Here is a 23,069-nt window from a genome sequence, read left to right on the forward strand (position 1 = left end):
TGGCCCGTAAGGACCTGCTTGATGATATTCATTTTTTTAGGTTGTGTAGCCATAGTCTTGAAGGGGTTGTTTATCCTTCAAGATAATAAATTCATCAAAACTGTAACAGCATACTCCGATTTTGTGGAGAAGTGGGCGCCTGCATTATCTTCCTAAAAGTGTAACAGCATGCTCCGATTCAGATAACACTATTTAACTGTTTTGAGCGGAGTGTAACAGCATGCTCCGTTTTTCAAAGGAAATCAGCCTGACTGATATTTGTAATTTCCTGATAATCAAGATCTGTAAAAAAATGGAATTTACATAATATTCGGCGCTTCTTTCAGCTAGACCACTGTAACAGCATACTCCGATTTTTCCACTTTAGGTAATAACAAAGCCCCAGCTTGTGAAAGTCGGGGCTTTGTGCATAAAAAAAGAGGTGTGCATTTTGACACACCTCCCAGTTATCAATAACAAAGTTAGAGAGTTTTTTCACATAATCAATAGGCGAGATAAAAACTTAGAAACAGAATGCAAAAGTAGAGATATAGATTACCTGAGAAGAAAGCACAAAACAGAAACAAAACGTTTCCTGATTGATCGCCAACGGGTTGCCGTTGCATCAATCTTTTGGACAACAACCATGAATGATTCAGTCTTAACGAAAAAATATTTCATAGAACAGAATCAACAGTTGGTTTTATTCTAACTATATATTTATCCCGAATTCACGTATACATCTCATTATATAAAATCTTTGCTAAATTTAGGGGCATCTTTTCTATATGCTTGTGGGGTTGTATGAAATTTCCCCTTAAAGCATTTACTAAAATATTTAGGAGTATTGAATCCTACCCGGTCAGATATTTCAGAGATATTTAATTCAGGATTGCTTCTCAGCATATATGCAGCTCGTTTTAAACGGATAGTCATGATGAACTCGCCAGGTGTTTGGCCGGTTATTGCTTTTAGTTTAGTGAACAATTTAGTTCGAGCAATTCCCATTTGGGATACAAGTCGATCAACGCTAAACTCCCCATTGTCAATTTCATTCTCAATAATTTCCATAGCTTTATCCATGAATTCTTTATCCAGGATATTTGTAGTCAAAATATGTGTATTTATTTGCGGTTGTTTACTGAATTTCTCCTGCAATACCATTCGATTATTTATCAGATTATTACACCTCGATAATAGAATATTAATATTAAATGGTTTTGTAACGTAGTCATCCGCTCCCATTTCCAATCCTTCCAACTTGTGTTCTATTGCAGTTTTTGCCGTCAACAAAACAACAGGTATGTGACAAGTATCAAAATTCTGTTTAATTGCCTTGCAAAGCTCGGTTCCGGACATTTCAGGCATGATGATATCACTAAGAATGATATGAGGCATTTCAGAACAAGTTTTTTCCAGTCCTTCCTTTCCGTTGGAAGCAGTAATTACATCATAAAATGTATTAAAGATACTGACTAACATTTCCCTAAGTGAGTTGTTATCTTCTACAATCAATATTTTGTATTTTTTCCCCTTTAATACATTTTCATAACTTACATTCTTTTGTTCCTGTAATAACATTTCTTGGGAGATTAAATTGGGTTGGCAAGCATCGTCTGATAAGAAGATATTAGCAGGAGTATAAACTTCCTCGGCTGCAAAATGCTCTTTTCCTGTTTTCAAATGTATACAAAAGGTTGTCCCTTCCCCTAGTTCACTAGACACATCAATACTCCCATGATGTAATTCAATAATTCCTTTAGTAAGAGCTAGTCCGATACCTGTACCCGTATATGAAGCATATGTATCTGCCTGATAGAATCGATTAAATATTTTATCAATATCTTTTCCCGCAATTCCCGAACCACTATCCGTAACCTCAACCAGTACTTCTTGATTCCTTTTTCTGACTGATATAGATATTGAATCCCCGGCTTTTGTATATTTAAATGCATTAGAAACAAGATTATTCATAACCTTTTGCATCTGTCTAGAATCAAACCAAACACTAATATTATCACTACTTTTTTCGAAGTTAAAAGAGATATGGCGTTGTACTGCATATTCTCGAAAAAGCAAATAATGTTCATATATAAAATCAACTATATTATGTTTGCTTACCTTAATAGTCATATGTCCTAGTTCTTGTTTTCGAAAGTCCAAAAGTTCGGTGATAAGCTCTTTTAGCTGCAAGCAGCTTTTATATACTCCCAGAATTTTATTGTATACGTTAGGAGCATGGGAGCGTATTTGTAATAACATTTCCATTTGCCCAATAATAAGTGTCAACGGAGTCCGAAACTCGTGTGAGATATTAGTAAAGAAACCCAGTTTAATCTGATTCAGTTTTTCAATATCTTCGATATGTTTCTTTTCATATTTAAGAGATTCCTGTAATTTAAGACGGCGACGATAGGTATCTATAATATAGTATGCAATTATAGTAACACATATAATATACAATAGATATGCCCATTCCGTACGATAAAAAGGAGGTAAAATTTCAATCTGCATCCGGCTTGGAGGCACCAGCATCTCATTTACATCTTCAGCTTTAACAACTAAGGTATATTTCCCGGGAGCCAAATTTGTATAGGTAATGCTATTCAGTTCTAATATGTTCCATGTATTAGAGAAACCTTCCAGCCGATAAATGAGTTTATCTTTATTAAAAGGAATGTAGTCTGTAGATGTATATTCAATATTGAATATGTTTTGTGTAGATTTGAGAACAATTTTGGAAGTACATGTAATATCTTTTTGTAATATACCGCTCGAATCTCCTACTTTGACATCTTTTCCATTCACAATCAGACGATATGGATATATATGGTAAGCCCGTGGAGTCTCTCCAAGATCTTTCTCGTAGAAAGAAATAAACCCGGTGGTTCCTCCGATAAATATCTCTCCCTTCCGACTTTTATAAAGAGCATTTTCACTAATACAAGTTAATGGCAGTTCATCATAATTCTTGAATTTTTTTTGCTGATAATCCAATATCGAAAATCCTTTATCTGTAGTTACTAACAATTTATCAGGTGACAGTTCACACATATTATATACTACGTTGCTGGCAATTCCATTCTTACGCATATCGAAATTAATGAAATCGTCAGTCTCTTTTCTATATAGGTCTATACCATTTTCATTTGTGCAGAACCATAGTCTCTTCCGGCTATCTTCATAAATGGAATTGACGCTGTTACTGCTAAGGCTATGCTCATTGGCGTTTTTGTGCTTATATACAGAGAATTTATGAGTGCCAAAATGGTAAGAACATACCCCATTATTATTGTTCACCATCCACAGTGTTCCTTCATGGTCAAAAGTTAAGCCTATCGTAGATCTTGTATTATAAAGTGCGGTTTTATCCTGAAATAGAGCTTTGCTTTTTCCATTTTCTGGGTTAAATAATGTAACTCCATTTGCTGTAGCCAGTATTAATTGTTTTTGGTAGGGAATGATATCCTCAACAAGATTTGAGGGAAGAGAGTTTTTATCTTCTTTTTCATTTTTATATTGGATAAAGTGCCCTGTATTCATATCCAACCTGTTTAATCCTTTCAAATGTATACCAAGCCATAATACTTGCTGTAAAGAATCATAGTAAATAGCACGTACATTATCATGAGGCAAATCATTGGCACTACTATTGCTTATGTAACGTTTGTAAGTCTGTGTAACAGGATTATACTTGTTAATTCCTCCCCGTTCCGTACAAATCCACAAATTCCCTTCTTTATCTTCTAGCATACGTCCGGTGATAGGAGAGCTTAGCCCTTCCTCTTCTTTAGAGGAAGAGAGAAACTCACGATAAATCTGTTTTTGTGGATTAAAGAAGTTAACCCCGCCTGAGTAAGTTCCTATCCAAATATTCCCTTGCTCATCACAACATAGCCCCCAAATTGATGAATGGCTCAGACTTTTACTCTGTTCCCGCTTTAAATACCGACTGAATTTTCCGGTACTTTTATCATATTTATTCAGACCGTTAAAGGTTCCTATCCAAATGTTTCCTTCTTTATCTTCGCAACACCTGTGAGTAAAACTAGAGCTAATAGTTGTTGGATCTTCTCTTTTATACCGAAAGTTACTGATCTTTTTACCTCGAATACGATATATTCCATGTCCAGAACTTTCTGTAACCCAGTATTCCCCACTACTATCTCTGAAAATATCGGAAATATTTCCTGTTGGAATGGGGTGAGATAATTCTCTTTGTGGCGTGAGTATATATAATCCCTGATCACTTCCTATGAGGATGGAATCACTATGTACATAGAGTTTTTTAATATATCCTTTATTGTTTGGGAGTTTATAAAAAGACTCTAGTTTTTCTCCATTGTATTTAAATATTTGTTTTGAGGTAGCGGCATATAGATGTTTATAGTAAAATTGAGCTCTTATATTATTTCTGGTTATGATGCTAAATGAATCCTTTTCTATATCGTAAACGGATATTCCTCTGTTGGTCATGACATAAACATGTCCATTCTTATCACCTGTAATATGATATATGTCGTTGTATAGAATGGTGTTAGAAACACCTTTCTCCTTTTGATATACTTTAATTTTTCTTCCGTTGTATAAACCAATTCCATTGCGGGTACCAAACCACATAAACCCACGTTCATCCTGATAAATGGAGGATATAGAATTATTAGGCATACCATCATCAGTTGTCAGATGGAGAAATGATATACTTTGTGCTTTTCCTTGAATATATATAAAACAAAGAACAAGTAAAATATAGCTTTTCATAGTGTCTTAGATATTATTATCTAAGTTACAAATATACAGTTTTTTTAGTACAAGTGTATGCTTATAATCGTTTCGTAGAGGGTAGTTTTGTCCATTTTAGATGCTATTATTGTACATATTGGTTTAAGATCAGATTTTTGTATATCCCTTGTATTTTTTTGTACATATATCATCCTGCTCTTTGCCCTTACATACTTATTTTTGTTTATCTAAATAACAGATAAATGATTGTTTATGAGAAACCTTGTTTTAATTTGTATAGGACTATGTTTCCTTTTTATTGATGCGTGCAAAGGAATGGAAGGGCAAAATAATTTTCTTTTAGAGAATATCGAATATGCAGTAGTACAATACAGAATGTTGATAGATGAACTTAAAAAGAATGACAAGCTTTGGACACCTCGTACAGTAAACACGAAAGGCGACATAGTATATGCCTCCCAGTCATGGGATTGGACTTTAGGTTTTTTCCCTGGAAGCCTTTGGTATCTGTATAATCTTACAGGCGATGAGAAATGGAAAACACTGGCTAAGAAATATACGGAAGCATTAAAAAGTCAACAGTATATAACGTCTCATCATGATATAGGTTTCATTATCGGATGCAGTTATTTGAATGGCATGCGTATGGGACATGAAGCATATGATTCAATCATTATACAAGCAGCCAAATCTTTATCCACCCGTTTTCGCCCTAAAGCGGGGGTAATTCAGTCATGGAGCGCTCACACAGGATGGCAGGCAAAAAGAGGTTGGAAGTGTCCTGTCATCATTGATAATATGGTAAATCTGGAAATACTTTTTGAAGCGACTTCTCTTTCCGGCGATTCTACATTTTATAATATCGCTGTTTCACATGCTGATATGACTTTAAAAAATCATTTTCGTGAGGATGGAAGTTCTTACCACGTTGTTGACTATGATATGGAAACGGGTAAGATACGGAGCCGCTGCACTGCTCAAGGATATTCAGATGAATCCGCTTGGGCTCGCGGACAGGCCTGGAGTATTTATGGATATGTGATGTGTTATAGGTATACACACCAAACGGAATATCTTAAACAAGCAGAAGCTACATATGAATTTATATTCACACATCCCAATCTACCTGAAGATTTAATTCCTTATTGGGATTTCGATGCTGTAAATATTCCCCATGAAATCAGAGACGCTTCCTCCGCTGCCATTGTTGCCGCAGCTTTGTATGAACTAAGCATATATTCGAATAAAGCGGAATACAAAAAAACAGCAGATAAAATTATGTATTCCCTGTCTTCACCGGCTTATCGAAACCAAATGGGTAAGAATCATAACTTCTTATTGATGCATTCTGTTGGGAGTTATCCACAAGGAAATGAAATTGATGTTCCTTTAAATTATGCGGATTATTATTATCTGGAAGCATTAAAACGAAAAAAAGACATAGAGCAAAATAACATGACACATGTTATCCGAAAAACGAATAAAATATGATAGTGTTATTAAGTACAGAAAAGCGGCTTTTAGCACATGAACAATGCGAAAAGTATACCAATATAGTTTATCTGCTTTCTTATCTATCTATATTCCTGAAGCCCTCTTTTTTTAAAAGAATTCAATTTATATTTACGGAATGTAGTAAATAATAGATTTTAATGAATCATTATACTAACTTAAATTTAAATGTAATGAAAGACTTTTTCACTCGGATGAAAATTCCTCAAAAATGGATATGTCTGATAGCTGTTTCTGTTATATCCGGTCAACAGGCTTTTTCTTCAGAGAATTATGTGATGAAAGGTATAACTGTTGAGAATGCTATTACACAACAGAAAAGCAAAATGGTTCTCGGTACGGTGGTGGATAAAGATGATCCTATTATAGGAGCCAGCGTTGTGATAAAAGGTACCAATAAGGGAGTGATTACCGATATGAAAGGAAATTTCAAGTTAGAGATTCCTGTCGGAGCTACTATCCTCATATCTTATATCGGATATAATAATAAAGAAATCATTTATAGAGGCGAGTCTACTTTGAAGGTAGAATTAACAGAAGATGTTTTGCAGTTGCAAGAAGTACAAGTGGTAGCTTACGGTGTAACAAAAAAAGTTTCCGTAACAGGTGCCATCTCATCTGTCGGTACGGAAGAAATTTTAAAGTCTCCAGTTTCAAGCATCTCCAACGCGCTAGCAGGGAAAATGCCAGGACTTTCTACAGTACAACGTACCGGACAACCGGGAGCAGATGATGCGACAATATATGTGCGTGGTGTCGGTTCGTTGACAGAAGGCTTGTCTTCACCTCTTATATTGGTAGATGGTGTTGAGCGTTCATTCAATCAACTTGATCCGAATGAAATTGAAAATATTTCTATTTTAAAAGACGCTTCATCAACTGCTGTATTCGGTGTGCGTGGTGCTAATGGGGTTGTTCTGGTGACAACGAAAAGGGGGCAGGAAGGAAAGCCAAAAATTAATTTTTCTACCTCTTATTCATTACAGATGCCTACTCGTATACCAGAATTTGCCAACAGTTATGATTACGCAAGTACATATGTAGATGCCCAGCGCCGAGATGGGATAGAAAGTAATTTTGCTTTTACCGACGAAGCGATTGAGGCTTACCGGAATCACAGCAATCCTTTAATTTATCCGGATACAGATTGGGTGGATATGCTAGTCAAGGATGTTGCTTTGCAGACACAACACAATTTCTCAATTTCCGGTGGGACAAAAGATGCACGTTATTTTGCTTCTTTGGGAGTATTCACGCAAAATGGGCTTTTCAAATCGTTTGAAAAAGAGTATGATGCTAATTTTGGATATAACCGTTACAATTATCGTATAAATCTCGATTTGGGTCTTACAAAAAATACATTGATGCGTATAAACTTAGGAGGACGTGTAAACAATAAACGTACGCCAAACTATGAAGGAAAGGATAATATCCAATACTTGTTTCGTGATATTTATTGGGCAATTCCAATGTCAGGGGTAGGTGTTGTGGATGGCAAATGGATATGGCCTGATACTAAGAAGTTTAATTTACCCGGAGATGTCAGAGATGCACTTTATGCCTATTATGGTTCTGGATATAATACTTCAGCAGGCGATGTCCTGAATTTTGACTTTATGCTGGAACAAAAGCTAAACTTCATTACTAATGGACTAAAAGCCCATATAAAGGCTTCTTATAATAGTGGTGTAACTTTAAAAAAAATACGTAAAACTTCTACTCCTCATTATGAGACGATAGTCAATGAAGAAGGTACGATTAATTTACGCAAAGTTGGAGATAAAACTAATCTTCAGTATTCAGAGAGCACAAACCGAAGTAGAGATTGGTATATGGAGGTTGCCGTTAACTACAAACGCGATTTTGGAAATCATCATGTTTCTACTTTGGCGATGTATAACCAAACAATGAAATATTATCCGGATAGCAACCCTGAGGTATTTAAATCTATTCCCCGAAGTTATATTGGGTTGGTAGGACGCGCTACTTATGACTGGAAGACTCGTTATATGGCTGAAATAAATGTGGGCTACAACGGATCGGAAAACTTTGCGCCAGGCAAACGATTCGGTTTTTTCCCTGCGGCTTCGGCTGGTTGGGTTTTAACTGAAGAAAAATTTATGCAGCCTTTAAAACCATGGTTGAGTTATTTCAAATTTCGCGCCTCTTACGGCATAGTAGGTAACGACCGTGTGAGCGGCAACTTCCGTTTCCTTTATCTACCGGACTCCTATAACCCTTCGACCGGCAATTATTTTTTTGGGAACACCATTTCTTCTGCTTGGAAAGGTGCAGTGGAAAGTAAAATGGGTAATCCAGATGTAACTTGGGAAACTTCTGCCAAACAAAACTACGGAGTTGATATCTATTTATTTAGTAATAAACTAAAAGTAAATTTTGATTATTTTATTGAGCATCGTAAAGATATTCTCACTAACCGAAAAGTTTTACCGACCTACTTGGCAGTAAACTTACCCATTGCCAATATAGGAAAGGTAGATAATAAAGGCTATGAGTTAAGCATCAATTGGCGAAATAAGATTCATAATTTTAGATACAACTTAGGGTTCAACCTGGCTTATGCTAAAAATAAGATAGTTTTTCAGGATGAAGTTCCTTACCCTTATGATTATATGAGAAGAACCGGCAAGCCAGTCGGGCAACAAATGGGGTATAAATATGACGGTTTTTTCTCGGAAGAGGATGTAGCAAACTATGCGACTGAACGTGGAAAATCAATTCCAGACCACGGGACAGGATATACTCCCAAACCTGGCGATGTTAAATACAAGGATTTAAACAGCGACCATAAAATAAACCAGTACGATGTCGCCGCTATCGGCTATCCTTCATATCCTCTTCTTACAGGAAGCATTAATTGGGGATTTTCTTATAAAGGGATTGATTTTAGTATAACATGGGCTGGAGCCACAAAAGTTTCCCGTCTATTGGATGACATTTTTCGGGAACCGTTTGGAGCTACTAACACTCGCTCATTGATGCAATATATGATAAATGATATGTGGACGCCGGAAAAAGGGAACTCCGCTAAAGCACCGGCCATCTCGTTTACTAACAAAACAAATAATTACAGAGATTCGGATTTATGGTTACGTGATGCTTCCTACTTACGCTTGAAGAATGTGGAGATAGGTTACAACTTCCCGAAAAGAATGCTGAGCAAGATAAATGTCGGAAGCTTAAGAGTTTTTGCAACAGGATACAACTTGTTGACATTTGACAAGTTGAAAATAGTGGATCCGGAATCCCATCCAAGTAGTAATACAATGTATCCAGTAATAATGGTAGTAAATATGGGGCTAAAAGTGGGTTTTTAATTACTTAAAACAGAAATAGTTATGAAAAAAACAAGAAAATATATTCATCTGTTGCTACTTTTCTTATATGTGACTTTTACATCATGTGAAGATTTTGCTTTGGGAAATAAGTTTCTTCAAAAACCGCCTAGTGGAGATGTTACTATTGACACTATTTTTTCTACAGGAGAATACGCCCGAAGAGTGTTATGGTATGCTTATTCGAAATTGCCTTATGGCTTTTCGACCGGTTATAATAATTCAACCTCAATGCGGATAGGATCAATAGAATCATTAACAGATCTGGCACAATCATATGTCGGTTATGCAGGAGCGGACAAATTATACTATCCAGGACTTTACAACGCAGGGAGTGAGGATTACTCGGCAGGAGAAAGTCATGCAACCAAATACAACATGTATGCGCGTGACCCATGGAAAGGAATTCGCCATGCGTGGATATTTATAAATAATGTGGACAGAGTACCTGACATGACTGCAGAAGAAAAATCTCGCTTAAAAGCAGAAGCTAAAATTACCATCGCTGTGCAATATTCCGAAATGTTGCGCCACTATGGAGCATTGCCTATTGTAGATCATGCCATTACACCTAAAGAGATGGATTTGCCGGCTCGTTCAACCTTACAGCAGACAGTAGATTTTACCATTCGATTATTGGATGAGGCTATTGCATGTAAAGATTTGCCTTGGGCTTTGCCCGAAGATGACCTGAGCAATGAAAGTGGACGTATGACAAGAGCTTCCGCTATGGGATTAAAATTGAGAGTACTATTATTTGTTGCTAGCCCATTGTTTAATTCTGATAAACCTTATTTCCCAGGAGAGGCTTCTGACAGATTATTAACTTGGTTCGGAGAGTATAGTGAACAGCGCTGGAAAGATGCAGCAAAAGCGGGAGAAGATTTCTTTCGAGCTTTGAATCAAGGCGGTTTTTATGCTTTAGTACAAAAAGAAACGGCAACAAAGAATACATTCCGACAGGCTTTTCAAGATGCATACTATACACGAGGTACTACTGAAAGCCTAATTTCTGTGCGTAGGCATTTTAGGACAAATAACATCAATACATTGATGCAAAGTTTGCGTTGGGGAGCCTGGTGTCCTACAAAAGAATGTTTCGATATGTTCCCAATGGCAAACGGCGATGATTTCGATTGGGATAATCCTGTTCATAGAGCAAATCCTTTTATTAATCGTGATCCTCGTCTATGTGAAACAATTTTGTTGGATGGTGACGATTTTCAAGGGCGAAAGGCTAAAGTCTATAAAGTAGATTCTAAAGACAAAGAGAATTATCCAAAGGGTGCGGACTGGGGCTTAAAAGGTTATTTAGACAGCCAAAGTCTAGCCACAGGTATTGCTGGGCGCAAATTTGCTCTTGACCGGAAAGGTGAATATACCAACCGTGTAATTCATTGGCCTTATTTGCGTTTGGCCGAAATTTATCTTGCGTACGCGGAAGCGTTGAATGAATGCAATCGAACGGATGAAGCTTATCAATACATCAATGCAATAAGAAAGCGAGTTGGTTTGCCTGAACTTATCTTGAAAGGGGAGAAGGATGTAAAAACTGAATTTCGTGAAGCTGTTCTTCGTGAACGTGCCTGTGAGTTTGTATGGGAAGAAAACCGTTTTTTCGATTTGATTCGCTGGAAACGTGAAGCTGATTTTACTAAGCATCTGCATGGAATCAATGTGTACCGCCATAAAATTACCGGAGCATATAAATTCGATTTCCCACAACTGCCGGAAAGAGCATGGCAAAAACCTGGAGGCTTTTCTGCAAAATGGTATCTAAGTGCATTCCCAGATAAAGAAGTGAATAAAGGGTACGGGCTGATACAGAACCCAGGGTGGTGATAATGAAAAATCATTCAATGAATAAATAAAAACATACTATGAATAAAACTATAAAATTAGTCATGATAAGTTTGTTGGTGTCAGTAAATATGTTGGCACAAAAAACAGACAACATACAACAGCAGTACGGACGGGGGATTACAGTGGATCAGAAAGAATCTACAACTGCGGGAGGAACGATAACGGAAAAACAATTGCTTCACAAAACAAGCATTAATCCTTCCAATTTGTTGTTTGGAACTATTGCGGGATTATATGTTTTACAAAATGCCGGGAGCTCTTGGGCAGATGGTCCCACAATGTATATACGCGGGTTGGGAACAACGAACAGCAAAAGTCCGTTGGTTCTAATTGACGGTTTAGTACGTTCTATATCGGATTTGACGGTACAAGAAATAGAAACTGTTACCATTTTGAAAGATGCCGTTGCTTTGGCTTTATATGGAATACGGGGAGGCAACGGCGTAGTTTATGTTACGACTAAACGTGGAAAAGTAAGAGAACCAACGATTAATTTTAATTACGAGTTTAACATGGGGACTCCTATTCGTTTACCAGAAATGGTAAATGGATATACCTATGCACAGGCTTTAAATGAAGGACTAAGGAATGATGGTCTTACCCCCCGCTATGCTCAACGAGAACTAGATGCGTTTAGAGATCGAACCTATTCTGACTTTTATCCGGATGTAGACTGGTGGGGAGAGGCTTTGCGGAACCATAGTTATGGGCATAATGCTAATTTCTCCATTCAAGGGGGCAATGAAAAAATTCAATATTATGCGCAGTTGAATTATCTTAATGACCAAGGAATTTTGAAACCAGCAAATGACAATGAAGATTATTCCACTCAGTTTAAATTTTCTAAATTAAATATACGAACTAATCTTGATATACAAGCTACTAAAACAACAAAAGCACAATTGAGTATGTTGGGTAACTTCTCAGAACATAACCGTCCCGGCACACAAATAGATGACATTTTTACGGCTTTGTATCAAGTTCCCTCAGGGGCATTTCCCATTAAAACAAAGAATGGAATATGGGGAGGTTCTATTATGTATTCTAACAATCCCATAGCCCTCATTTCCGGTAAGGGATATGCGCGTTCACAAAATCGTGCTTTGTATGCCGATATGAATATTCAACAGGATTTAAATGCTCTTATTCCCGGACTGTCTGCCTCTGTTCGAGTCGGGCTTGACAGTTATGCCAGTTATTGGGACTCAAATATACGAAACTTCGCTTATGAGTCTGCAACAAAGGGTTGGGATGGAAAGGAAGATGAATATAACATATTACGTAATGAGTCTTCTTTAAACTTTACTAGCAATACAGGACAAGTCGTTCGTCGTTTCAATTTTAATGCACAAATAAACTACAAAAAAGAATGGGGAGCACATCGACTAAGTTCTGTCATGCTATATGCCATGGACAAGATGAACCGTGACGGACAGAATGCCTCGCGAGCTTACATGGATATGGTTATGCAGACACATTATAGTTATAAGAATTGCTATTTGCTTGACCTTGCTTTGTCTGGTTCTGCTTCCAGCGTTTTGGAACCGAATCATCGTTGGGGAGTATTTCCATCAGTAGGGATTGGCTGGATTCTTTCGGAAGAAGACTGGCTGAAAGGGAAAGATATCAATTTCTTGAAGTTGAAAGTAGCTTATGGTATAGCCGGAAGAACAGATTTTGGAGTAAACTTGTATAAATATTATATGGGAAGTGGAAGCAGTTATTATTTTAAAGATACTCCGAGTAGTCAGAGTGGAATGAAAGAGAAACAAATTGCTGTGGATGGACTAACTTATGAAAAATCACATAAATTAAATGTAGGTATAGACTTCATGGCATGGAAAAAACTTTCATTTATCATTGATGGTTATTACGACCATCGGACTGATATATTGGTGGATGGTGGCAATGCTATTTCTTCTGTATTTGGTATGACTGTTCCCAAGCGTAATGATGGAATCGTTGATAATTATGGAGTAGATTTAATGGTAGATTGGAATGAACAAGCAGATGTGTTCAGCTATCAGGTGGGTGGACAAATTTCATTCAATCGCAGTAAGATTATTAATATGAATGAAGAGTATCGTCCATATAATTATCTGAAGCGTACAGGCCATCGTGTTGGTCAAATATTCGGTTATGAAGTGGAGGGAATTTATAAAAGCCAGGAAGAAATAGACAAGCGTGAAATAAAACAATATTTGTCCGATGTACGTCCTGGTGATTTAAGGTTCAAAGACCAGAATGATGATAAACGGATTGATCAATATGATAAGGTGCCAATAGGCTATAATACTATTTGTCCGGAGATTTATTATGGGTTCAGTTTAGGAGCTGAATACAAAGGTGCAGGCTTTTCAGCCCAATTCCAGGGAGTAACCAATTATAGTCAAGTGTTAGATACAAGAAGTATCTATCGCCCGTTAATAAACAATAATACAATCTCCAAGTATTATTGGGAGAATCGCTGGAGTGAACATACCCCAAACGGAACACTGCCCAGATTAACCGCATTAAGTTCAGAGAATAATTATAATAATAATTCATTGTGGGTAACAAATGCTTCTTTTTTAAAGCTACGCACATTAGAAATTTATTATCAGTTTCCTGATAAGTGGTTGCGTAAATGGAATGCCATAAAATCCTTGAAGCTTTACATTCGTGGTCATGATTTATTTTGTTTGGACAGTATTGATATTGCTGATCCAGAGGCATTGGGGACCAGCCATCCTGCAATGAAACAATATACTTTTGGTTTTAATTTACAATTCTAATTCGGAGAGGCAAAAATGAAAAAAATAGAAATAAAAAATATTCTACTGCTTTTGTTCTTATTGATGACAACAGGATGTGATTTCATGGATTGTGATGAGTCTGATAACTTCACAAAACAGGAAGTGCTTGATAGCTATAAACGAGTTAAGCAACTAGTAACAAATGTGTATGGCTTTTTAAAAGCCGATTTCTGTTCCATAGATGGAGCTATGCTAGATACGGCTACAGATGATGCTGTCCATATTTACAAGTCTTCCCACATTCAACGGTTTGTAGATGGTACTTGGTCTGCCAATAACCTGGTAGATAATGTATGGGGACATTATTATGAAGGAATTCGTGCAGCTAACTTTTATTTAAAAGAAACTGCCGGCTTGATTTTTGAAGAATGGAAATATGCAGATGATTATGAGGATATTATGAAAGAGTTCAACAACTACAAGTATGAAGTCCGTTTTCTTAGAGCATATTTCTATTTTGAATTGATCAAGCGTTATCATAATGTTCCTCTTGTACTGGATGTTTTGACCCAAGATGAGGCTAACAATGTTAAACCTGAAACTTGTGAGAAAGTTGCCAAATTTATTGTGGATGAATGCTCGGAACTTGCCCATATCTTACCTGTAAATTATGATCATTTCAGCACAAAAGAAAAAGGACGTATCACAAGAACAGCCGCCATGGCATTAAAATCACGCGTTACCTTATATATGGCCAGCCCTTTATTTTCAGATAATAGCGAAGAAAAGTGGGAAATAGCGGCAGAAGCCGCCTATGATATTATCAAACAAAAGAATGATTTAGGCTTGGACTTAGTTTCTTACCTCCAAATATTTAATGAAGTTAATAACCAAAAAGCAGAAGTCATATTGTATCGTCCAGTAGGAGAGACCGGCAACTTTGAGAGAGCTAATTTCCCCATAGGTGTGGAAGGAGGAAACACATCGACTTGTCCAACACAAAATCTGATGGAAGCGTATGACATGGCTAATGGTGAGCCTTTTGTATGGAATAACCAATCAAACCCCTATGATAATCGCGATCCACGTATGAAATATACAATTGTCTGCAATCAAATGAAATGGCCTGCAAATCCTATAGAAATATGGGAAGGAGGAGCTAACGGGATCCCTCTGCAGAATGCAACAAAAACAGGATATTATTTAAAAAAATATGTAAATAATTCGATAAGTTTCGAGGCTGGTAGTACTGTTACGAAAAAGCAACATAATTGGGTATTGTTCCGTTATGGTGAGATTCTGCTTAATTATGCAGAAGCCATGATTAATGCTTTTCATGATCCTGACTATAAAGATGCTAATTATGAAATGAGTGCACGTGAAGCGGTAAATTTGATTCGTGGACGCACAAGCGTTGAACTACCGGGATTTCCATCAGGTATTACCGAAGATAATTTTGTGAAACGTTTAAAAAATGAACGCCGAGTGGAACTGGCATTTGAGGGACATCGCTTCTGGGATGTACGCCGTTGGAAAGAACTTGAAAAGACAGCTAATATATACGGTGTAAAAATAACAAAGAACGACGATGATACATTTAATTATGAAAAAATATTACTTGAGACTCACAAAATAACGGACAATATGTATTTCTATCCCATATCCAACACTGAACGTTTCAAGAATCCTAATCTGAAGCAAAATCCAGGATGGTGATTGTTGTAAACAGCGTCTTTATAAGTAGGGATATTCAGTAAATGTGCTCAACTTTGAAGCCGAAACTATCTTAAGTCTGCAGAAAAATAACGTCCGTAAAAAACACAGCCGGGACGGATTCGCGAAGAATCCGCTCCGGCCGTGTGCCTTTACTCATATCATTATCGACTTTCCCGTACATGCGCGGACCAACTGTAACCGCCCGGCAGACGCGAAAGGAAATAATCAATAACCCTTATTGTTTTCCCATCCGGCCATTTGCACTTCGTCCTGAGGAATGGGCAGATAATAATGTCCTTCTTTCTTATAAACAGACTGTGCGAACGGATCGGTGATGCCCGACACTTCATCCACATAGCGAAACTCCTTTATTTCGGCGGCCTTTTCACGGCGGATGTAGTCGAACCAGCGCTTGCCTTCGGCATAAAGCTCGATACCTCTTTCTTTGAACACCGCTTTGTCGAACGCTTCCGGATCGGTCGTTTGGGTACGTTCCGCTTCGGGAACATTGCCTCTTTCCTGCAACTGGCGAAGACAGCGGGCAGCCAGATCATCCACTTTTTTAGTGGCCAGCGTAGAGGCCTCCGCATAAATCAGATACGTATCCGCCAGGCGATAAACTGTGGTAAGGCCGTTGGATAGTTGACTCAACACCCCTTTTTTGTTCACTTCGTTATAGTCGCGGTATTTCGAGATAAGCGGCAGTTTATTGACGCTTTCCTGATAAGTGACGTGTTTTACCTTTCCGCCCACTTTCTCATCCCATGCAAGCTCAAAATTCCATGCTTTGCGGTCATCATTGGGGCAAGATTCCACAAATTTGGGATTCGCGAAATAGTCGCCCCATCCCGGATACTTGGCATGGGTGTTGGGATAGAACGATTTACCGTACTGGCTCGGAGTTTTATACGCCACACTGTTCATGATGGCAAACAAATGTTCGTTAGCTTCGTGCTTTTTATCCTCTTTCCACAGATCCCCGTACTTTTTGGTAAGGGTCAGCCCCGATTTTTCGATAACGTCTTTGGCCAGACGCGCAGCTTCGGCATAAGTATCTCTCTTCAAAGGCCATCCCGCCATCGTAAGGTTTACGTCCGCCAGACAAGTTTTGGCAGCCCACTGCGAAGGAGATCCGGCATCGCCCGTACGGCTTGTCGCAGGAAGATCGGCGCAAGCGATGGTGAGATCGGGAACGATGATTTCATCATAGATGCGCGCAACCGGAACACGAGGCAGCTTATCCTCGAAAGTTTCCCCCGAACTGGCAATAAAAGGAACATCGCCGAACATACGCACCAGGTGGAAGTAAGCCAGCGCACGCATAAACCGTGCTTCCGCCACAACAGCTTTATACTTAGCCGCCTCTGCCTGATCCTCAGGGATGGGAGTGCCGCCGATGATCTTGTTCGAGCTGCTGATTACATCCCAGAAGTTTTTCCAGAGAGCGGTGACGTCTTTCACGCTTCCGCTGGTGGTCGGAGTCATGTTGTAGAGATACAGCATATCGTTGTTGGGCTTGGTGACCAGCGGAACAATATCGCCGGCAGCCGTACTGTATCGCAGGATGCGGCAACTGAAGCCGTAGTTCCCGTTCCACATATCCTTATAAACGCCTGACACGGCTTTTGCCACCACATCCAGAGTTTGAGGAGTCTCGATGTATTCTTCTTCCGTAAGGAATGATTGCGGTAGCTGATCCAGTTCGACACAAGAGGTTGCCAACAGCAAACTTCCCACCGCGCATGTCATCATTATATTTTTCTTCATCATGTTTTTCTGTTTATTATACGGTTAAAATTAGAATGAGAAATTAAGGCCGAACAAAAAGTTACGCCCGTTCGGGTAGGCTCCCCAATCGGCTCCCTGACTCAACGGAGTGCCCAGCGCCGCTTCGGGGTCGAGTCCGCTGTAACTTGTGAAGTGGAACGGATTCTGTACGGAAGCATACAGACGCAGGTTGTTGATTCCGGCTTTTTGGCAGAAGCTCTTCGGCAGGCTGTAGCCCAGCGTCACACTCTTCACCTTGACAAAGCTTCCGTTTTCCACAAAACGCGAACTGATGGCATCGCGAATGTCTTTGGTGGCGTTTACAAATCCGGGGATATCGCTGTTCTCGTTCGTAGGAGTCCAGCGGTTCTTCCATTCGGGGTTCGGAGTCAGCTTGTCGAGGTTGATACCCGGCAAAATACTGAAACGTGCCTGACGAGTAGCATTATAAATATCGAATCCGTGATAGCCGACAACAAACACTGTAAAGTCGAAATTGCGATAGTTCACCGTATTGTTCCATCCCCAGTTAAACATTGGCTGTCCGCAGCCGATAATGCTCATATCTTCTTCGGTATACTTGCCGTCGCCGTTCAGGTCGCGGTATTTCGCCTGTCCCGGGATGACTCCATACACCTCCGCATTTGTTTTATTGGCGGTATTTCCCTGAATATTTGCCACTTGGTTCACTTCGTTCGTCTTCCACACGCCATCGTACGTATAGCCGTAGAACGTTCCCAGCTTCTCGCCTTCGATCATGCGGAAGATAAGGCTTTCGAACTTACCGTTTCCCTGTGTCTGCATCTTCGTGATGGTGGGAATCTGCTCGAACGTACCTTTGTTGTGCGAGAGCGTCAGGTCGGTGCGCCAGTCCCAGTCTTTCGTACGTACCGGAGTAGCTCCCAGCGTAACCTCAAGACCTCTGTTTCTGATTTCGCCCGCATTGCGCAACAAAGTGTTCCAACCGGTATAAATGGGCTGTTTTACTTCCATTAGCACACGCTTCGACAGTTTGTCGTACAGGTCGATGCTGGCGGTAATACGTCCGCCGAGGAACGAGAAGTCGAGTCCCGCATTCCATTGGTCGTTGCGTTCCCACTGCAGGAATCTTGCCGCCGGACGGTCCAGACGATAGGAAGTGCTGCCGTCGGAGTTCTTGCTCGCCACCATTTTAGAGAAGATGCGGTACATCTCCACCGCCTGATTCCCTACCGAACCATAGCCCACACGCAGTTTAAACTGATCCATCCAATCGTATTTCTCCATGAATTTCTCCTGTTTGATGTCCCAAGCCAAAGCCACCGAAGGGAAATAATCCCACTTGTCAGCCAAAGCCGCCGAGCCGTCGGCACGCACAGAAGCCGTCAGCATGTAACGGTTCATCAGTACGTAGTTGACACGCGCCAGATAAGAGATCAGCGAATGCTTCACAAGGTCGGACGAAACATCGCCTATTTCGGATGCATCCAGCGCATTGTACGTCAGCAGATCGGGAAATGTCAGATTGCGTCCTGCGCCTTTATGCTGGTAGCGGTTGCTGTGTGCCTGCTCGAATACTGCCGTAGCATTGATGCGGTGATTCTTGTTGAACTCTTTCGTATAGTTCAGCGTATTGGTGTTCAGGAACTTGAAAGTCCATGCCGAATTGGCTATCGCACTGGTCTGGCTGTTGGCAAAGTACTCGTAGCTTCTTTCGTTGTGAGCTGCGTTCGAAAGATTGTTCGTAAAGGTGATGCCCAGTTGGCTGCGGAACGTCAGCCCTTCCATAATCTTAAAGTCGGCATACCCCTGAAGATAATTGTCCAGGCGCTTCACCTTCTCGTCCAGTTCCCAGATATGCCCCATCGGGTTATAAGCCGGACCACCGTCGATGGCAAACCTGTTGTTATAAACGCCTTTTTCATTCTTGGGCTGTACGGTCGGCGCAAAGTTCATGGCAGTCATCAGCAGACCGTTGTACTGAGTCATGCGCGGACCCTTGTTCTCGCTATAATCGCCCCAGAGATTCAAGCCGACACTCAGCCATTTCTTCAGTTCCGTATCGAGCTTCAAACGCCAGTTGTATTGTTGGTAGTTCGATTCCTTGATCACACCGTCTGTATTTTCGTAGCGGAAAGAAGCCAGATAAGAAGTCTTGCCGCTTTTGCCCGCAATAGACAAATCATAGTTTTGTGCAACGGCAGGCTCGTTGAAAATATGATCGACGTAGTTGTATCCTCCCTTGCCTTGCTTGAAGTCGGCAATCTGTTCTTCCGTATAATAAGGAGCGCGGGGCTTGTTTGCAAAAAACTCTTTCGCATAGTCGTTGGCCAACTCCGCAAACTCGCCGGCGCTGAGCACATCAGGCTTATCGAGCACCGTTTTGAGATTGGCAAAAGCGTTGAAGTTGATCACCACCTTATCTTCTTTCGCATTCTTGGTAGTCACCAGAATCACCCCGTTCGCAGCGCGCGAACCATATACCGCAGTGGCGGAAGCATCTTTCAGCACCTCGATAGACTGAATATCGTTCGGGTTGATATTCTTCAAGCTGCCGCCGATGAATCCGTCTACCACAAGCAGCGGTTCCACATCGGCAGTCACCGAGTTCACCCCACGGATGCGGATGGCAGCCGATTTGGAAGGATCGCCTCCTCCGGCAATGGATACACCCGCCAGACGCCCCTGCAAGGCATCCGACACGTTGGCCACCGGAGTGCTTTTGATGGCATCCGACGCTTTCACCGAAGCCACCGAACCCGTCAGGTCCGACTTACGCATCACGCCGTAGCCTACCACAACCACCTCATCGAGTGTTTGCGTATCTTCCAGAAGTTTGATGTCAAACTTCGTTTGCCCGTTTACTTTTATTGTCTGAGGTTTGTACCCGATAAAAGATACCTGAAGATTTCCTTTCGCAGGAACATCGGACAGTTTGAAATTGCCGTCCATGTCGGTAATCGTACCGTTGGTCGTTCCTTCCACAAGCACCGAAGCGCCAATCACCGGATAACCGTTATTATCGGTCACATTGCCCGTGACCGCCAGTTTTTGCCCGAAAGCACTTTGCGCGCATAACATGCAAAAAAGCAACATGCTCATTATGCTGCAAAACAATCTTTTTTTTGTCATAATAATAAACTTAATATTACAAAGGTTCATATTAAAATTACATTCAATCGGAACTTTATCCGATATTGCAAATGTATTCAGGAGCCTGCACAACAAGTAGTAAAAACGTACATAATAATTCAAAAATCATACATACTCCACATACACAAGCCGATAAAGGAAATAACATCGAAACTCATTTATCGTATATATCAGAGAATTATGCTAACTTTGCGCTTTTGAATAGAGTAAACAACCAACATTATGGAACATCAACTGACCATTTACAACACTTTAGATAGAAAGAAGGAGCTTTTCGTTCCTCTCCATGCTCCGCATGTGGGCATGTATGTATGCGGACCGACAGTGTACGGAGACGCCCATCTGGGACATGCCCGCCCCGCGATCACGTTCGACGTGCTTTTCCGCTACCTCACACATTTGGGATATAAAGTTCGCTACGTGCGAAACATCACCGACGTGGGGCACTTGGAGCACGACGCCGATGAAGGCGAAGACAAGATAGCCAAGAAAGCGCGGCTCGAAGAGCTGGAACCGATGGAGGTGGTGCAGCATTACCTCAACCGTTACCACAAAGCCATGGAGGCGCTCAACGTGTTGCCCCCGAGCATCGAGCCACACGCTTCGGGACACATCATCGAACAGATAGAGCTCGTGCGGAAGATTCTGGATGCGGGCTATGCCTACGAAAGCGAAGGTTCTGTATACTTCGACGTGGCGAAATACAACAAAGACCACCACTACGGCAAGCTGTCGGGAAGAAATCTGGACGATGTACTGAATACCACCCGCGAGCTGGACGGACAGAGCGAGAAACGCAATCCGGCGGATTTCGCCCTTTGGAAGAAAGCACAACCGGAACACATCATGCGCTGGCCCTCGCCGTGGAGCGACGGCTTCCCGGGATGGCACGCCGAATGCACCGCCATGGGACGAAAATATCTGGGCGAACATTTCGACATTCACGGCGGCGGCATGGATTTGGTGTTCCCGCATCACGAATGCGAGATTGCGCAGTCGGTGGCTTCTCAAGGCGACGATATGGTGCGCTACTGGATGCACAATAATATGATTACCATCAATGGGACGAAGATGGGCAAATCGCTCGGCAACTTCATCACGCTCGACGAGTTCTTCAACGGCAGCCATAAGCTGCTCTCACAAGCATACACTCCGATGACAATCCGTTTCTTCATCCTTCAGGCACACTACCGCAGCACAGTAGATTTCAGCAACGAAGCGTTGCAGGCTGCCGAAAAAGGATTGCAGAGATTGATGGAAGCCGTTTCGGCACTGGAAAAGATCGCTCCCGCAAGCGCCAGCTCAGCCGGAATCGACGTGAAAGAACTGCGTGCCAAATGCGACGAAGCGATGAACGACGACCTGAACACGCCGATGGTGATCGCGCAGCTTTTCGAAGGCGCACGCATCATCAACAACGTGATTGCCGGCAACGCTACGCTCTCCGCCGACGATCTGAAAGCATTGAAAGAGACTTTCCACCTTTTCTGCTTCGACATAATGGGACTGAGAGAAGAGAAAGGGTCGTCCGACGGTCGCGAAGCAGCCTACGGAAAAGTGGTGGACATGTTGTTGCAACAACGCATGAAAGCCAAAGCCAACAAAGACTGGGCTACTTCGGACGAAATCCGCAACACGCTTACCGCTCTCGGCTTTGAAATCAAAGACACGAAAGACGGATTCGAGTGGAAGCTGAATAAATAACAGCATTGCGGAAGCCGCAGCAGGCAATTATCATACTGCTTAGCTTCCTTGAGCCTTACCGACAGCGAGGACTGACAGGAGCCCGTCCGATAAGCAGTTTGAGAAACAACAGGGGCAGGCTGTTTCTCTTTGAAGCGAGCGCTTAACCGAAAACCGGATATTAGAAACGGAAATCGAGTGAGGCTATACCGTTTGGAGTTGAATGAGGATGCGTAAAAATAGCCCTATCATTACCTCAAAATGAAGTTTGACGGGGCCATTTTACGCGTGTCTCTTACAATCCGCAACTTTCCCGAGCGCTCAGTTTTGTTTTGGCATCCCATTCTTTCTTTTTTCTGGTACGCTTTGCGAATCCTTCATCATCGGTTCCTCTTTACACCCCTCAACTACGTAATACTTTTTCTCAAAAACAATCGTCTCCAAAAAGGTCATATTCGACTGATCAATCCGACATTCGGAGCCTTCCGGAGAAGGTATTCCCCCAAAGCCATATAACGCAAACTTTTTACCTCATTCGGAAAGATTTTCTTCCTCGGCAAAGAGAGAATTAATCACATACCAT

At 40.9% G+C, this 23,069-nt stretch carries 9 protein-coding genes; 6 read left to right on the forward strand and 3 right to left on the reverse strand.

From position 1 onward, the window contains the following. Nucleotides 1-726: 726 nt before the first annotated feature. Nucleotides 727-4,740 carry a hybrid sensor histidine kinase/response regulator transcription factor gene (locus C234_RS0109125; RefSeq protein WP_027325509.1) on the reverse strand — a complete coding sequence of 1,338 codons (4,014 nt, stop codon included), beginning with the start codon at nucleotides 4,738-4,740 and terminating at the stop codon, nucleotides 727-729. Between the two features lie 234 nt (nucleotides 4,741-4,974). Here C234_RS0109125 and C234_RS0109130 point away from each other — a divergent pair, with 234 nt between their 5' ends. From C234_RS0109130 to C234_RS0109150, 5 genes are all read left to right on the forward strand, one after another. Further along, complete coding sequence (locus tag C234_RS0109130) at nucleotides 4,975-6,213, forward strand: glycoside hydrolase family 88 protein (protein WP_027325510.1); 1,239 nt, start codon at nucleotides 4,975-4,977, stop codon at nucleotides 6,211-6,213. Between the two features lie 161 nt (nucleotides 6,214-6,374). Next, on the forward strand, nucleotides 6,375-9,572 hold the full coding sequence (locus tag C234_RS0109135; RefSeq protein WP_248596497.1) for a SusC/RagA family TonB-linked outer membrane protein: 3,198 nt from the start codon (nucleotides 6,375-6,377) through the stop codon (nucleotides 9,570-9,572). Between the two features lie 21 nt (nucleotides 9,573-9,593). Beyond that, the gene (locus C234_RS0109140; RefSeq protein WP_027325512.1) at nucleotides 9,594-11,432 is read left to right on the forward strand and encodes a RagB/SusD family nutrient uptake outer membrane protein; all 1,839 of its coding nucleotides are present in this window, start codon (nucleotides 9,594-9,596) and stop codon (nucleotides 11,430-11,432) included. A 38-nt stretch (nucleotides 11,433-11,470) separates the two neighbouring features. After that, the gene (locus C234_RS0109145; RefSeq protein ID WP_027325513.1) at nucleotides 11,471-14,227 is read left to right on the forward strand and encodes a SusC/RagA family TonB-linked outer membrane protein; all 2,757 of its coding nucleotides are present in this window, start codon (nucleotides 11,471-11,473) and stop codon (nucleotides 14,225-14,227) included. 15 nt (nucleotides 14,228-14,242) lie between these two features. Beyond that, nucleotides 14,243-15,904, forward strand: coding sequence for a RagB/SusD family nutrient uptake outer membrane protein (locus C234_RS0109150; protein ID WP_027325514.1), 1,662 nt, complete (start codon nucleotides 14,243-14,245; stop codon nucleotides 15,902-15,904). A 225-nt stretch (nucleotides 15,905-16,129) separates the two neighbouring features. On the opposite strand, the gene C234_RS0109160 is transcribed toward C234_RS0109150, so the two are convergent. After that, nucleotides 16,130-17,674 (reverse strand): RagB/SusD family nutrient uptake outer membrane protein, encoded by a 1,545-nt coding sequence (locus C234_RS0109160; RefSeq protein ID WP_248596498.1) that lies wholly within the window; start codon nucleotides 17,672-17,674, stop codon nucleotides 16,130-16,132. A gap of 27 nt (nucleotides 17,675-17,701) precedes the next feature. Further along, on the reverse strand, nucleotides 17,702-20,782 hold the full coding sequence (locus C234_RS0109165; RefSeq protein ID WP_027325517.1) for a SusC/RagA family TonB-linked outer membrane protein: 3,081 nt from the start codon (nucleotides 20,780-20,782) through the stop codon (nucleotides 17,702-17,704). Nucleotides 20,783-21,025: 243 nt separating this feature from the next. Between C234_RS0109165 and cysS the strand changes: the two genes are divergently transcribed. Continuing rightward, nucleotides 21,026-22,507 carry a cysteine--tRNA ligase gene (gene cysS, locus C234_RS0109170; protein ID WP_027325518.1) on the forward strand — a complete coding sequence of 494 codons (1,482 nt, stop codon included), beginning with the start codon at nucleotides 21,026-21,028 and terminating at the stop codon, nucleotides 22,505-22,507. The last annotated feature ends 562 nt before the right edge of the window (nucleotides 22,508-23,069 follow it).

It is taken from the genome of Bacteroides pyogenes DSM 20611 = JCM 6294 (assembly GCF_000428105.1).
Classification (GTDB): domain Bacteria; phylum Bacteroidota; class Bacteroidia; order Bacteroidales; family Bacteroidaceae; genus Bacteroides; species Bacteroides pyogenes.

Coding starts and splice junctions, on each gene's coding strand:
- cysS (WP_027325518.1), top strand. CDS start 21,026: ATGGAACATCAACTGACCATTTACAACACTTTAGATAGAAAGAAGGAG.
- C234_RS0109140 (WP_027325512.1), top strand. CDS start 9,594: ATGAAAAAAACAAGAAAATATATTCATCTGTTGCTACTTTTCTTATAT.
- C234_RS0109135 (WP_248596497.1), top strand. CDS start 6,375: ATGAATCATTATACTAACTTAAATTTAAATGTAATGAAAGACTTTTTC.
- C234_RS0109145 (WP_027325513.1), top strand. CDS start 11,471: ATGAATAAAACTATAAAATTAGTCATGATAAGTTTGTTGGTGTCAGTA.
- C234_RS0109150 (WP_027325514.1), top strand. CDS start 14,243: ATGAAAAAAATAGAAATAAAAAATATTCTACTGCTTTTGTTCTTATTG.
- C234_RS0109125 (WP_027325509.1), bottom strand. CDS start 4,740: ATGAAAAGCTATATTTTACTTGTTCTTTGTTTTATATATATTCAAGGA.
- C234_RS0109130 (WP_027325510.1), top strand. CDS start 4,975: ATGAGAAACCTTGTTTTAATTTGTATAGGACTATGTTTCCTTTTTATT.
- C234_RS0109165 (WP_027325517.1), bottom strand. CDS start 20,782: ATGACAAAAAAAAGATTGTTTTGCAGCATAATGAGCATGTTGCTTTTT.
- C234_RS0109160 (WP_248596498.1), bottom strand. CDS start 17,674: ATGATGAAGAAAAATATAATGATGACATGCGCGGTGGGAAGTTTGCTG.